A 16,346-nucleotide genomic window follows, 5' to 3' on the forward strand; every position below is an offset into this window, starting at 1 on the left:
AGAAGAAACAAAAACCAAAGACCAACCAATCTCAATAAACGTTAAAAACACTGCAGAAGAAAAAACAGAAAAAGAAACTATTAAAACCAACTTAAAAACAACTGCTACCAAACCAAAAGCAGTAGATAATATTGAAAATAAAGAAAAAGTTCCAGTTAATGAAAAATTAAAAGAACCTCAAAAAACAGAAGAAGAAAAAACCACAATACAAACAGAAAAAAGTACAAATATAAAAATCGAAGAACCTACAGCATCTGCAAATTCTTTAATTTATGAGATTAAAGAAGAAAAAGCAGATGTAGGAACTGGCGAAAGACCATCTGTAAAACTTGAAGAAAAAGTAAAATTTAAAGAAACATCATCCATAGAACCGAAAGAAGAAAAAAGTGTTATGGATACTACAAATACAAATGAAGAAAGCACTGCACTTGTATCTGATAGAGATAGTGAAATAAAAGAGAATATAAATGAATCTAGTGAAGAAAAACCTTCTGAAGAATATGTATTTGATAGCGAAAAAGCTATGGGCATTGTAAGTAATATTTCACAAGAGCCTATTGGAGAACAACATCAAACTATTCTAAACGAAACAAGAAAAATGACAAATGAAACACCTGAGGAGACTTTAGATTCATATATAGATGATGATATTGAACAAACTCTTAAAGAGAAACTGGAATATCAACAGGAGGCAGAAGAGTTTGCAAAAATTACTGATCCTATTGAAAGTGTGAAAGATGCCTTTTCAAATATTAGATCTGCAATTAAAGGTAAAGAAGAAACAAATGAAATAGAACCAGCAACTACTAATGAAGTTGTTTTAGATGAAATTCTAAACAATGACCCTGAAATTAATAATCAAAATGATTATAATGATGAGGTAGTCAGTATTACTCCATTACATAACCCTGAGGAAATTAAAAAATACGAAGAGAGTATGAATCAAAATTACGATGCTATTGATGTATTTGATAATATTGATGTGAGTACTGATAAAATTACTCCAGAAGAAATTGCATTCTTTGAAAATCTTGAGAAAGGTTATACTCCAAATCAAGACCAAACAGTAGAAAGACTTTCACCTTCTGAAAAATTCCACAAGAAAAATAATACTAAAAAATCTAATCAAACTAAACAAACAAAAGCAAACAGACAAACTAGACCAAGTAGACAAACAAAACCAAATAGATTAAGTAATAAACCTACATTAAAACCTCCAATTGCAGTAGATGAAGCAATTATAACCATACAAGGTCAAGATCATATCCTTAAACGTGGAAAAAGTATTATTTACCAACATGGCGGGGAAAAATACGGAAGCTCCATCCACAATATTAATGGGGATAATCTTAATGTTACCTACAGAGGCCAAAAAATTTGGATTAAAGCTAAAGATGTTACAAAAGTATTTTAAATCTTTTTAAAAATAATTATTTATCCTCTTACTTTTTAACATCCAATATTATTAGGGAGTGTAAATTTTATGTATATATCCCAAATATATCACCCCCCCTATTTTTATTCTCTTTTTCTATTTAAAAAAAAAATTAAAAAAATATTCATAAATTTAACTTAATATATTAACTATTTTGATATATATGTTCTAAAACTTTTATCTTAAAAATTCTCTTAAATAGATTAATTAGTTTTTGTAATATTACAAAGCAAGTAGAGTAACAGTTGATTTAATAAGTCTTTAGGTATAATAAAGATAAAAATAAGAATAAAATGTTTTATTTATTGAATATAACTATAATATTGAATACTAACTTAAAATTTAATTTTTGAATAATTTAAAAAAAATTAGAAATTGTTTAAAATTAATCTAGTTTTTAAAAAAAATAGGTACTTAAACCATATTTTAGATAAATATAAAAGTTTATCTCAATATAATTTAAGCAATAATCCTCTTATAGTTATAATTATAATATGGTATGTTAATAGAATAAAGATGATTAATTATATTTGAAATAATTTCTTTTCGCCTGTTTTTTCATTAAACCATTCTTTTTTATTTCCAATATAGTATACTGCTGCAACTGAAATTAAACTAATAGCTAAATCTACAACAAAATCCATAGTAGAAATATTTGAAGATATAGAACTAAATCCTAAACTTACCATAAAAAAGCTCATCAAATTATTGATTGAATGAATAGCTGCTCCTGCTTCTAAACCACAAGAACGCCAAGCCAATAATCCATAAAGAATACCTGAAATACCTATGCTAACTACACCTAGAGCATTATAAGAATGTCCTAATGCAAATAAAATAGCTTGAATAATAATTGCCAAAATTGGTATTTTAAACCAAGCCCCAAAACTTTGCATTAAAATACCTCTAAATACATACTCTTCTGCAATACATTGAGCAGGTATAAGAATTAATGCAATAATCATTGCAATTGCAGAAACTTGACTATGACCCGGAGTTTTATGATTAAATACTAAAGACATTACATTAAAAACCATATATATTATTAAAGGAACAATCAAACATTTTAAATAAATATTCCAGTTCCATCCTCCACGAGAAGAACCATAAGAAGAAAATGGTCTTTTCCCAACTAATCTATTAGCAATATAAATTGCAGGAATGAATACAAAAATAGATAAATAGGAAATATAAATCGAAACATCGGATGTATCTAATGTTTCATATCCTCCAGCTAAAACTCCATTAACAACAGATCCACCATATATCCTAGAAAAAATCAAAGCAACTAACAATTGAAATACATTAAATAAAATTGCTGCGATAATTATTGTAAGTAATGGTCTATACCATTTATATTTATCAAAAGTTCTTGGATAAGTTATATAATCCGGGAACTTTGTATTATCATCTAACATAAAATATATTATATTTTTTATTTATTATATAAATTACTATATTTATATTATAATTTATGATTTAGATGTTTTTTTAAAAAAAATAGGTAGATTAGAATAAATTATAAATCTAATCTATTTGTGGGTAAAATAAAATATTAATAAATCATCTTTGATTTCATCTAAACGGCAAAAACCAAATCTTTCAAACTGAATAATATCCCCTACATTAAGATTTCTACAATCTTGCTCACAGAAACCTCTTTTAATAGATCCATCATCCATTACCACTTCTGTATTTATAGCATCATCAACTGGTATAAATTGAATAATTTTAGCTTTAAGTTTTTTAGATTCATCAAAAGATTCACTATCAAACTTAACCTTGGTTTCATCTACATTTACATTCATTAAATCCATTAATCTAATATATCCATTGTTAAAATCATCTTCAGGAATATAAACAGAACCATTAAAGTTTAAGCTCCTATAACCTCTATCTGGATAATCTGGATGTAATTCTTTTTTAAGTGTATAATCTTTAAATTCATCAGGACAATCTTCAACAGTAATCTCCACAGGATTTTCTACAAAGAAATATCTATTAGCTTTATTTTCAATTAAATTTCTATTTAAGCCGTAAATCTTTTTCCAACTAACTGCTGAATCAGACATTTTTACTCCAATTTCAACCATTAATTTCCAAATAGTCTCAGCTTGTATTCCTCTTCTTGCAATAGCTCGTAAAGTTCCAAGTCTTGGATCTGTCCATGATGAATAACTACCATTTTCAATTCCTTCTTTTGCTTTAGAGGTACTTAATGGAATATCTTCCATCTTAAGTCTTCCATAATGTATAAATTCAGGCATGTCCCAACCCATATGCTTGTAAAGATAAGACTGTTTTTCACTGTTTGCAAGATGATCTTTACCTCTTAAAACATGAGTCATACCCATCAAATGATCATCTACAGAGACAGAGAAATTCATCATAGGGTAAATTCTATATTTATTAGCTAATCTTGGATGTTCTGCATCTTCAATACGGAAAGCTACCCAATCACGGATTGCAGGATTTTTATGGTTAATATCTGTTTTAACTCTTAAAACTGCACTACCTGCTTCCATATTTGGAAATTCTCTCCAAAGTTTTAAATTTTCTTCAACGGATTGGTCCCTATGAGGACAAGGCTTACAATTATCTTTAAGTTTTTTAAAATCTCCTCCATCACAAGTACACATATATGCACTACCACGTTTAATTAATTCTTCAGCATATTCATAGTAGATTTCAAAACGGTCAGATTGATAAAATATTTCATCTGCTTCAATTCCCAACCATTTTAAATCTTCAACAATCATATCATAAGCATCAGGATAAACTCTTTTCGGGTCCGTGTCTTCTATTCTTAAAATGAATTTTCCACCATATTTTTTAACATATTCTCCATTAGGTACTGCTGCTCTTGCATGACCTATATGTAAAGGTCCACTTGGGTTTGGTGCAAAACGCATAACTATATTATTATGAGAACCAGGTAATTCTTCTAAACCCTCTCTTTTTTTAGGTTTATTCTCTTTAAGTACAAGGCCAAAATTTTCCATCTCACTATTAATTTCTTCCATTGATAATTGATTAACTTTAGAGACAATTTGTGCACTTAAAGGGCCTATTTCATTAGCACGAGATCTAAGTTCTGCTTCATTAGCCATAATAGAACCCATAACCGCTTTAGCATTTGCACTACCTTTATGTTTTTTAGCATTCATTAAAGCATGTTTATATACAATTTCTTCTAATTCATCCATCATATCACATTAAATTAATTGATTAAAATTGATAAATAATTTTAAATTAATAATTTAATAAATTACTACTTATTAATAGATATTATATTTAAAATAAAACAAGTAAATAAATTTTTTAAAAAAAGATATTTTAAAAAAAGTATTAAATACATTAATATTTTAGATTTACTAAATATATAAATATTTAATTTTAGTTTATTGAAAATCTAATAATCCAAAATAAAAATAAAAACAGTATAAGGAATTATTAAATTTAATTATTTCAAAGATTTAGAGGGATTATATGAAAGAATGTATTAAAACCCCTGAAGATATCGATTGGGCTTATTTTTGGGCGCAAAAATTAGAAAAGAAAACAGATAGAAAAAAAGACTGGGATAAAGCTGCAAAAACATTTCATAAAAAAAATCGGAAAGACGATTATAAAAATGAATTTCTTAATAGTTTAATAATTAACAAAGACGACACTATACTTGATATTGGCTGTGGTGAAGGAAGTATAACAATACCAGTATCAAAAAAAGTAAAATCAATAACAGGACTCGATTCTTCTAAAGAAATGTTAAAACTCCTAAATAAAAGAGCTGAAAAAAGAAATATAACAAATATTAATAGTATACAAATGAGCATTGAAGATATAAAATACGAAAATCTAGGTAATTATGACGTTGTAATAGCTTCTCGCTCATTAAATGGAATTATACCCATTAAAGAAACATTAACTGAAATTAATAAAATAGCTAATAAATATGTATTTATAAGCTTATTTGGACCTAATAATTGGATTATTGAAAAAGAATTTCAAGAATATTTAGGTAATAAAACTAATGAATTTCCCTCATATATTTATTTAATCCATATTCTAAAAGATTTAGGAATATATGCAAATATGAAAAGACTTGAAATTAATGATTATAGAAAATATTCAAGTATTGAAAATGCAATGGAGAATGGTAAATTTAGATTAGATCTTTTAAATGAAGGAGAACTTAAAAAATTAGAAAAATATCTTAAAGGTATATTAACTGAAGACCCTGAAACTGGCCAACTATATAATAAACGAGATAAATCCGATTGGATATTAATCTGGTGGAAAAAGGAATAGGCTAATCTACCCATTTAAAAGCTCTTCTCTAAAGGAAATCGCATCTTCCATAATAGAATTATATTCAATAGCTTTTTCTACATATTCAATAGCTCTATTTTTATCATCTTTTTTATTATAAATTTTTGCCTTAAGTAAATAGAAATCAGAATCAAACTTATCACTATTTAACTGAGCATTACATATTTCAAGAGATTCATCTAAACGGTCAAGTTCATATAAAATATTAGCCTTTTCAAATATGAAAAACACAGCAGAATCTATTTTTAAAACTTCATTACACCCCTCTAATGCTTCTTCGAGCATACCTAAGTTTACAAGTGAAGTTATCATATAAAACCATCCTTGAACATCTGAAGGGTCATAGGTTAATACTTTATCATATGCAAGTATTGCTTCCTGGTAATTTTCCATTTCAATCAACAATTGTCCTTTAAATTTCCATCCATTATGATTAAAACTATAAAGTTCAAGAGATTGATTTATTGTCTCTAGTGACTCGTCAAATTTTTCAAGTGTAAATAAAACTACTGCTTTATAATATAACAAGTTATAATCTTCTTTAATTTCAAGTGCACGATTAATATAATCTAAAGCCTCTTCTGATTTTCCAATATTATTTAAAATACTTGCAATATTAGATAATGCATTAATATCTTCAGGATCTATTTCAATTGCTTTATAATATGCTTCAAGAGCATTATCAAACATTGAAAGTGATGCATAACAATAAGCAATATTGTCATAAATGCTGGAATTATTGGAATCCAGTTCTGCTGCCCGTTTGTGTGAATTTAATGCTTCTTCCATATTACCCATAACTGATAATACAGATCCTCTCATATCCCATGCATCTGCATATAGTTGATTTATTTCTATTGCTTTATTAAAACAGATTAATGCATTTTCAAACATACGGCCCACATTCAAATAAAAATCCCCAAGTTTGCACCATACTTCTTCATCTAAACAATCAGAAGAATATATTTCATCACATATAGAGTGAACTTCATTTAAACGACCCATTTTATATAAACAATATATTTTTGCAATTTTTGCCCTGTAAAATTTCCCATCACAAACAATAGCTTCATTTAATAATTTTAAAGCTTCCTCAAAATTATTATTTTTATAATCATAAATTCCTTTATCATACAATTCTTCTTTTTTTAAATCAGATTCATTTACCATAATACACCCAAGATATATTTTTATTAAAAAATTTTAATTTTAGATTAAATTTATTAAATATTGCTTTTGTATTTATTCATTTTTTTAAAATTTTTAGAATAATAATTAGCATATAAAAATGCAACAAATGCACCTAATAGTTTTCCAATAGCTAATCCTAAAAATACACCTACAACTCCCATATTTAATATGAATACAAAGAATATTAAACATATTATTGAAAGTATAAACTCCCTAATTAAAGTTAAGCCAAGTGAAATTGGACCTTTTCCTAAACTTTGGAAAAATAATCCTGAAAGTACACCTATAGGAGTTGCAATGAAAAATATTAAATAGATTTTAAGCATTACTGCAACTAAACTAGAAAAAACTTTAGTATTTTCAGATAAATAATATAATGATGATAATTGTGGAGCAAATACAAATATCATTATACCACTTAGTATCGATAAAATAAAAGCTAATTTTAAGGAATAAAAAAATACCCCTCTAACTCTTTCATATAAACCTGCTCCATAAGATGATGCTGAAATTGAAAAATTGAAACCCCAAGGTATTGTAAAAATATGATCTAAAAAAGTATTTAATACTGCAGTTGATACCAATACATACAATGGCTTTTTAACATCACCCTCTGCACGAAAAATTCCAGTTAAAACAGAAGATGTTATTAAAAAAATTGTACATATAACCAGTACTGTAGAATACTGTAAAAAAAGATTAATTACCTTAGATGCCACAAGAGAAATTAAAATATTTTTTTGAAAAGCCAATAAGATAATTGTAAAGATAATGGATATAAAAACACTTAAAAAAATAGATTGACCTACACCTAAATCTGCAGCATTTTTATCTTTTGCACCTATTTTCATTGCAATAAATGATGATGCTCCTGCACCCAGACCATTTGCAATTCCATTTATAACCATAAATAAAGGAGTTACAAAACCAACTGCTGCAAAAGCATCTGTTCCTAAAATAGAAACTAAAATTCCATCACCTAAATTATAACTACTTGTTATAAGCAAAGTTAATATCATTGGCCATGCCATCTTCCAGATAGCCTTTTGATAATCACCCATCATCCTTTTAACATTATCGTTATATAACTCTACTTCCACCATTATAACACCAAAAATTCTAAAAAAGTTAAAATAAAGTAAAATTAAATAAAAAATTTGAAAACAAACTAAAATTATTTAAAACATATGATTAAATAAAAAAAAATATAAAAATTAGTTAAATTTAAACTAAAAAATTAAAAATTAAAAAATATTAGAATTAATTAATTCTATCAATTACAAAATCTGCTAACATAATAAGTGCATCTTTACTTTGAGAATCATCTAATATTTCAAGTATTTCTTTAGCCTTATTAACATTTGATTGGGCAACATCATAAGCATATTGAATAGAACCATATTTATTAAATATATCAATTGCTCGATCTACATCTTCCTGTGGAGAATTTGGATCTGATAAGATATCTAATAGAACTTTTTTATCATTTTCATCTGCTTCATCTAAAGCTTTAACAACCATCAAAGTCATTTTACCTTCAACAATATCACTACCAACAGGTTTACCTAACTCTGCCTCATCACTCATTACATCAAGATAGTCATCCTGAATCTGGAAAGCTAAACCAATTGCCTTACCATATTCATACATTGCAGTAATAGTTTTCTCATCAGCTCCACCCATAATCGCTCCAGCTTCACAAGATGCAGCTATAAGTGCACCAGTTTTTTTAAAGATCATATCTAAATATTCATCTTCATTAACATCAAAATTTCCTTCAAAACCCATATCTAAAGCTTGACCTTCACAAATTTTAACACATGAATCAGCAACAACACGTAAAGCTTCAGCAACATGTTCTGGTGAACAATTATCTTCCTTAGATGAAATTACAAGTTCAAAAGCTTTTGAAAATAAGGTATCTCCTGCCAAAATAGCTAAGGGTTCTCCCCATACCATATGAACAGCAGGTTTTCCTCTTCTCATACTATCATCATCCATAATATCATCATGGATTAAAGAGAAAGTGTGAATCAATTCAAATGCACCTGCAGTTTTTAATGCATCTTCTTTCTTACCACCAACAGCCTGTGCTGAAAGTAAAGTTAAAGCAGGTCTTAACATTTTGCCACCTGCTTCTGTAAGATAAATTGAAGATTCATATAAATCTTCAGGAACTATTTGTGATAAATGATTTTCAATAAGCTTTTTAACATCCTTAGAATAATCTGTTAAAATCTCTGTAACATCTGACATAAATATTCTCCAAATCCGTTTTTTATAATATAAAATTATCTCGATTATTAATGAACCATAATAAATTTAAAAGAAATACTTAATTATTTTATTATAAAATAAATCGAAAGTAAAATTACAAATTTAAAATAATTAATTAATTTTTATTCTTTATTAAATTAATAATTATCTATTTTTTTATTCATATTATGATAAAATTTAATTTATTAAAAAAAAAATTTATAAAAAAATTACTCTTTTACATAATCATTAAAGACCTGTGCTTGAGCATTTCTTAAAATATGAACATTATTACCTATTCTATACCCTTCTTCCTCTGCAAGTTGACCATATGCAGTTAACATACTTAAATCACCATGGGCAGGTATAATATGAGCTGGTTTAACCATTCTTAAAAATTCCCTATGATCTTCTCTACCTGCATGTCCTGAAACGTGTGCATTAGCATAAATCCTTGCACCAGACGCTTTTAGTTTTGCTTCCATAATATGTCTATTTGCCTCATTAGTAGGGTTTGGAATAATTGGCGCAGAGATAATAATATTATCTCCATTTTTTACATTAAATGGAGTTTTTCCACTTGCTATTCTTGGAAGTAATGCATCAGGCTCACCTTGGTGACCTGTAGTGACAAGGACATATTTAGATCTATCATCTTCAGCAGCTGCAAGAGCACGATTGACAGCCTTAGGTGAACCATGAATAGCTGAATTTTTAGGTAATTTTAAGATACCTAAATTTTCTGCAATTCCTAAAAATCTTTCCATAGATCGACCTAAGAATAATATTTCCCTATCACTTTTTTTAGCTATATCTGAAATAGTTTGAATCCTTTCAATATGTGAAGAGAAAGTAGTAACAATCAAACCTTTATTATCATTTAATGGATCTTCCATTAAATCTTCCAATATTATCCTTGGAACTCTTTCAGAGTAGGTTTTTACTTGCTCAAAATTCATTGCATTAGTTGTCTCTACAATAAGTGCAAGAACACCTTCCTGACCAATTTCTCTAAGTCTTTCATAATCAGGAGGTGGAGAGACTTTTTGATGATTATCAAATTTAAAATCAAGAGCATATATTATTACCCCATCAGGAGTATGTAAAACTGGAAATACTGCTTGAGGAATACTATGAGTAGATTGTACAAATTCTAAAGTAATACCTTTAGATAATTTTAATTTACTACCAGGATTTAATGTTCTTATTGGATTTTTAACCTTAAATTTACGTTCCCCTTTAATTTGTTTTTTAATAAGAGCAGTAGTATATGGTGTTCCTACAAGAGGTGCATCATATCTATGTGCAAGCTTTGCAACAGCACCTATATGGTCAAGGTGCCCGTGAGAGAATACAATGGCTTTAACCTTACCATCTACCTCTTTCATCAAAGTATCATCAGGAATTACTCCTCTTTCAATTAAATCTAAACTATGCATTCTATCAATATCAGTATCCTCATGAATATTAATTCTATCCAAATGGATTCCCATATCAAAAATAATTACATCTTCATTAACTTTTACAGCAGTCATGTTTTTACCAACTTCTTCATAACCACCGATTGCTATAATTTCTACAGTCAAAAGTTTTTCCTCCTACTATAAGATTTAGTGTTAAATCCTCTATTATCTAGCCATTCTTTAGTTTCACCTTTTATAATAAGTGGAGCATTTCTTAAATCTTCAATAGTTTCAGCCCCAACTAAAAACATAGCTAGTTTTAAAGATTCGTTAAAATTATTATTAAATTAATAATACTATCATGACCCAAATAAGCTGATTTTAAAAATGGTAATGCCATACCAACAGCATCTGCCCCAAGAGCAATAGCTTTTGCAGCATCTAAACCAGAACGTATACCACCAGAAGATATAACTGGAATATCAACAGTAGAACATACTTCCACAGTACTAACTGCAGTAGGTATACCCCAATCCCAAAATTCATAACCTAAATATTTATCTTCTGCACGATAAGTTTCAACAGCCGCCCAACTAGTACCACCAGCACCTTCAACATCAATGAAAGAAACACCAGCACGTTGAAGTGCTAATGCATCTTCACAACATATACCTGCACCTGTTTCTTTAACCATCACAGGTACATTTACCAAATCAGATATTACCCCAATTGAATCAATGAAACCTTTAGCATTTAAATCTCCACCAGGTTGAATAGATTCTTGAAGAGGATTTAAATGAATTGCCAAAATATCTGCATCAATCATATCTACTGCACTTTCTGCAAGTTCCATTTGAGGTGCCCCAATATTACCAACAAGTAAAGCATTTGGAGCATATTGACGTGTAACAGTATAAGTTGAATTTAACTCAGAATGTTCAATACCTGCTCTTTGACTACCAAGACCTAATCCTATATTAAACTCTTCAGAAACTAAAGCCAATTCTTTATTAATTTTCTCTGAAAAAGGATGACCTCCAGTTATAGCAGAAATGAATAAAGGGGAATCTAATTTTTTAGAAAAAACTTCTGTGGAAATATCAATATCTGATTTATTTACCTCACAAAGAGCCCTATGAACAAATTCAATATTTTCAAAACCAGTTGTCTTTTTATAAGCAACATCCTTTTCATTACAAATATTAAGATGTTCTAATTTCCTATCTTGAATCATTATTTAGTTTCCTCCAAAAACTAAAATTTATATTTAATATTATTAACTAATAATAAGAAATAGTAATTTAAAGATTAACTAAGTTAAAATACTTTAATTTTAAGTTAAATACTAATTCTTAGATAAATGTGAAAAAGTTATAATTTATAATCTCAATCAATTATTCTACAAAATTTTAAAAAATATTCCATTATGAAAAATTCGAAAAATATACAATTTTAAATTTTATCCAAAATATTGAAATGCAAATAATCCTTTATTTAATAAATAATCCCTTAATATAAAGTTTAGTAAATGTTTGTCGTTAAAATAAATATTTTAACATTCCCCTCTAAACCATTTTTACATTAAATTAAACTTAATCAATAAAAATAATACATTATATTAAGATAATAAATAATTATTTAATTTTTAAAAATTAAGTAAAATAATAATATAAAAATTATAACTATTTATTATTTTATAAATTATAATATATAAAGTAAATTCTCTATTTATATAAGAAAATTAGAAAAAATAGAAAATATGAAAAAAATTAAAAAAGATTTGATAAGATTAAATAAAACAGTGAAAATATATAAAAAAATTAAAAATTAATAAAATTTAAGTAATTAAAACTATATTTTAGTAATTTTAGTTCCTTTAACCTTTTTATTTTGTAAAGCAGCTGCAATTACACCTGGATGATTAGCATTAATAATTTCTGAATCAACACCTATCTCAGCAAGAGATAAAAGTTCTTTTACTTTTCCAACCATACCCCCAGTAACATCTATATTAGTTGTTGATTCCATTTTAATTATATCTTCAATAGAGTTAACCTCTTCAATTAACTTTGCATCATTGTGTTTTTTAGGGTTTTTATCATATACTCCATCAACATCAGTTCCAAGTACGACCCTATCTGAAACTAAAAACCTTGCAACATATTGAAGAATCTGATCACCTGATAAAATAGCCATTCTATACTTCTCATCAAGGACAGGATCTCCATATAATACTGGTATGAAACCATTTTTTAAATAATTTTTAATAAAATCCAAATCAAAATCATAAATTCTTTTATCAGTGGTAGTTACAAATGAAGATGCCTGCATACTTACTGCAGGAAGCCCATGATCTATTAAAGCGTTACATACATAGGTATTTAATTGTTTAACTGCAAGTTGAGTTTTTGAAAATCCTATTCTTTTTTCTGGAAATTCCTCATTTGGAAATGGTTGACCTATTTTATATTCTTTTGCAGGAGGATGACCAAATGAACCTGCACCATGAACAATTACCAATCCATCCATTAAATCTGCATTAATATTTTTTGATGAAAAAGACTCTTTAATTTCTTCACATATTCTGTTAAGATTATCATAATCAACTTTAGGTTCTTTTGAATTTTTTTCAGTAATTATGCTTCCTCCAATTTTAAGAATTATCATTTTAACACCTAAATCTTTAAATTTTATTTAGAAAATATATCCTTAAGATTTATTAAACTAATTAGCATAATCTCGCCTATTATTTTTAATGGGATGATACCTATTAGTTTTCTTATTATCTTGATTTTTATTTTTATTATAAGTTTTACTATTTCTTTTATTATTATTTTGATTATTATTTTTATAAACCACTTTATTATTACCAGTTATATTGTTTCTAATTTTAGATTTATTATTATCTGAATTTATTATATTAATTGATTTTTTATTGGATTTATTTAAATCACTATTTAAAGATTTATTAGTATTAGTCATTTTAATATTATTATTTTGAATGACTTTCTTAGATAAAGAATTTTTTTTATTAGTAGATTTAATTTTCTTAGAATTATGATTTATAAATTTTCCAGAAGAGACTTGTTTTTTATAATTATTCCTTCCATTGCTTCTTCTGTTTTTTCTTGGAAAATTACTTATGTTTTTATCATTAATTATTCTAGAACTAACACCTCTTCTTGAAAAGTTAAGGGTTATTGTTGAATCATACATACCAATAGCATCTGATACCTCATTAACTTTATCAGGACATAATGCTATAATACTTCCACCACCCCCAGCACCAGTAATTTTAGAACCAATTGCTCCTGAAACTCTCGCAATATAAACCATACGAGACAATTCTTTAGTATTTACTCCAATAGCATCTAAAAAACCATGATTAATATTCATTAATTCTCCTATTTTATTAATATCCCCTTCTTCAATTGCACTTTTTGCCCCATCAGTTAAAACACCCATTGTTTCAATAATCGGATTCATTACTTTTGGAAACTTATTTTTCAAAATCTTAACATTTCTAACCATCTTACTGGTACTTCCATATTTACTTGTAACTCCAATAACAAATGGAGCATCAATATGAGCATTAATCCTATGAAGTTTTTTATTTCGGTCAAGATAAATTAATCCTCCATAAGTAGATATTAAAGTATCAAGCGGACTTGCTTCTCCTTGAACACTGAATTCCACCTGATGAGCCATTTCGGCCAAATATTTTTTATTGAAATAAATATTATGATATCTATGAAGTGCAGCTAATGTTGCAACAGTTACAGCTGCTGAAGAACCTAAACCAGAACCTATTGGAATATCAATAGATAATGTTATCTCAATAGGACTATGATTATGAGCCCTATGTAATGCTTCCAAAATATATCTGATTATACCAGGTTTACCTTTCTTTAAAACATATTCTTTATTTTGAGTATCCAATTCCGCTTCAAAACCTAAATCCGCAGATTTTAAAATAGTTTTATTTGAACTACTATCTTTAATACGAATTGTTGCTCTTTTACTAACTGCTGCTGGTTGACTATATACAACCGCATGTTCTCCAAATAAAATTGTCTTTCCAGGTGCAGATGCAATAACCTCCATTTTAACCCTCCTTATAATTTATTTATTTAAATCCATTATATTAATTAAATTTAAGTTTCATCTATTTTCATAAAAAAAATAGAACTCTTAAATAGTTATTCAAACAATAATAATATTTTGTTGGATAATTTATCAGATTTCATAATTATTTTATAAAAATTTTTCAATCCAATAATCAATCATTAGAATATATGTATTTTTAAAAATTTATACTATTGTTTTTTTTAAAATTTTTTAACAAATTGTTCTAGCCAATTTTCATAAAATCTTTCCCAAACAATTATTTATCATATTAGTCTTTAAACAGTTTAGATAAATCTTTTATATTATTATACAATGTTTTATAATTAATCAAATACAATTCTATATATGATTACAAAAGAGAAAAAAGTCTTTAATCTGAAAAAGTAATTCGCCATTTTTTTACAATTAAATCTAGATTTAAATTACTTTTATTAAATATCTGATTAATCATATCATAAAAATTCCAGAGGCATATCCTACAACAGAAGAATAGTCTCCTGATACATCTCCACTTGTTGAGTGATTTAAAATTTCACAAGTTTCAACACCAGAATCTGCAGAATATATAATATTACTAGCTACAGCACCATAACCACACATAGTAATGTTATGTTCATACACATCAGTTAATAATTTTTCACTATTCATTTGATTAATATCATTTAAAACAATTTCATCGTTAATTAAAGTGACATCTTGTGGGAAAAAGTGTGTTAAATCTGTGCTTGAAATTAAGGAAATTGAAGATGAACATTCTTCTTTTGTAAGCTTTATTGCATTTGCTATATCATAAGATGTATTTATGTTTTGAGTTCCAATACATATTGGAACAATTTTAAAATCATCTGAAAAATATTGTAAAAATGGAATTTCAACTTCTATACTATGTTCTCTTAAATGGGCTGTTTCATCACTAACTGCATAATCAGAATATTTAATAAACTTTGATGCTAAATCACTATCAACCTCTACCTTACCTAAAGGTGTTTGCCAGTATCCTTCATCATATACAGAAATATCATAACCAATGCCTGTATGATTCGGACATAATATTATAAAAGTATCTGGAAAACCATTTTCCACCAAATGATAAAACCCATAGGATGCAGTTGGCCCTGAATAAATATAACCTGCATGAGGAACCATAATTCCTGTTAGCTTATCATTAAAAGATTTATTTAATTTAGGAATTTTACCTATAGCTAATTCATTGGTAAAACTTTTTTCAATACTCGTTTCTAATGTTTTAGGATTATCGGGGTAAAATGCCCCTGAAACTGCTGGTTTTCTAATCATAAAATCACTGCTAAAAAAGCTTAATTAATTTAGGGGTCTGAATTTTTTCAAAGAAAATTCCATATAATTGCCCTTATTTTTATTATTTATCATATCTCTATGGGATAGTTTGTAAAAATACAATTAAAATTAGTTTTTTTAATAAAAAAGGTCTTTAAATCATTAAATTTAAATAATATGTGTTACATATATTTATTTGGAGATAAAAATGAAACACAGATTAAATTTAGATATTAAAGACCCAAATTATAGTTTGTTGAAAGAGATATTTAAAATTATGGATTGCAGAGAATCTTCTGAAATTT

General features: G+C 27.0%; 11 protein-coding genes and 1 pseudogene. 2 read left to right on the plus strand and 10 right to left on the minus strand.

Features of this window, described 5'->3' with window-relative positions; genetic code table 11:
• A partial coding sequence (locus QZ146_RS06710) for a hypothetical protein (RefSeq protein WP_295722901.1) occupies positions 1–1,414 on the plus strand: 1,414 nt, incomplete at its 5' end.
• A gap of 545 nt (positions 1,415–1,959) precedes the next feature.
• Here the strand turns inward: QZ146_RS06710 and QZ146_RS06715 are convergent.
• Together QZ146_RS06715 and QZ146_RS06720 are read right to left on the minus strand one after the other, a co-directional pair.
• Positions 1,960–2,853, minus strand: a complete 894-nt coding sequence (locus tag QZ146_RS06715) for a CPBP family intramembrane glutamic endopeptidase (protein ID WP_295722903.1) — start codon at positions 2,851–2,853, stop codon at positions 1,960–1,962.
• 114 nt (positions 2,854–2,967) lie between these two features.
• Positions 2,968–4,641: a glutamate--tRNA ligase gene (locus QZ146_RS06720; RefSeq protein ID WP_295722905.1), complete on the minus strand. Its 1,674-nt coding sequence runs from the start codon at positions 4,639–4,641 to the stop codon at positions 2,968–2,970.
• Positions 4,642–4,924: 283 nt separating this feature from the next.
• Here QZ146_RS06720 and QZ146_RS06725 point away from each other — a divergent pair, with 283 nt between their 5' ends.
• Complete coding sequence (locus tag QZ146_RS06725; RefSeq protein WP_295722906.1) at positions 4,925–5,746, plus strand: class I SAM-dependent methyltransferase; 822 nt, start codon at positions 4,925–4,927, stop codon at positions 5,744–5,746.
• Positions 5,747–5,752: 6 nt separating this feature from the next.
• Here QZ146_RS06725 and QZ146_RS06730 read toward each other — a convergent pair whose 3' ends face one another.
• From QZ146_RS06730 to QZ146_RS06765, 8 genes and pseudogenes are all read right to left on the minus strand, one after another.
• Positions 5,753–6,937, minus strand: coding sequence for a lipopolysaccharide assembly protein LapB (locus QZ146_RS06730; protein ID WP_295722907.1), 1,185 nt, complete (start codon positions 6,935–6,937; stop codon positions 5,753–5,755).
• 53 nt (positions 6,938–6,990) lie between these two features.
• Positions 6,991–8,061 (minus strand): MATE family efflux transporter, encoded by a 1,071-nt coding sequence (locus QZ146_RS06735; RefSeq protein WP_295722909.1) that lies wholly within the window; start codon positions 8,059–8,061, stop codon positions 6,991–6,993.
• Between the two features lie 157 nt (positions 8,062–8,218).
• Positions 8,219–9,214 carry a short chain isoprenyl diphosphate synthase IdsA gene (idsA, locus tag QZ146_RS06740; protein WP_295722910.1) on the minus strand — a complete coding sequence of 332 codons (996 nt, stop codon included), beginning with the start codon at positions 9,212–9,214 and terminating at the stop codon, positions 8,219–8,221.
• Positions 9,215–9,444: 230 nt separating this feature from the next.
• The gene (locus QZ146_RS06745) at positions 9,445–10,800 is read right to left on the minus strand and encodes an RNase J family beta-CASP ribonuclease (protein ID WP_295722911.1); all 1,356 of its coding nucleotides are present in this window, start codon (positions 10,798–10,800) and stop codon (positions 9,445–9,447) included.
• Positions 10,797–11,851: pseudogene (gene fni, locus QZ146_RS06750) on the minus strand (type 2 isopentenyl-diphosphate Delta-isomerase). Before fni ends, QZ146_RS06745 begins: the two are co-directional and overlap by 4 nt.
• Positions 11,852–12,468: 617 nt before the next feature.
• Complete coding sequence (locus QZ146_RS06755; protein ID WP_295722913.1) at positions 12,469–13,284, minus strand: isopentenyl phosphate kinase; 816 nt, start codon at positions 13,282–13,284, stop codon at positions 12,469–12,471.
• A gap of 57 nt (positions 13,285–13,341) precedes the next feature.
• Positions 13,342–14,721, minus strand: coding sequence for a mevalonate kinase (gene mvk / locus QZ146_RS06760; protein ID WP_295722915.1), 1,380 nt, complete (start codon positions 14,719–14,721; stop codon positions 13,342–13,344).
• A gap of 471 nt (positions 14,722–15,192) precedes the next feature.
• A complete protein-coding gene (locus QZ146_RS06765; protein WP_295722917.1) occupies positions 15,193–16,041 on the minus strand; it encodes an MEMO1 family protein in 849 nt (282 codons plus the stop codon).
• Positions 16,042–16,346: the final 305 nt, after the last annotated feature.

The organism is uncultured Methanobrevibacter sp. (assembly GCF_905235195.1).
Classification (GTDB): Archaea; Methanobacteriota; Methanobacteria; order Methanobacteriales; family Methanobacteriaceae; genus Methanarmilla.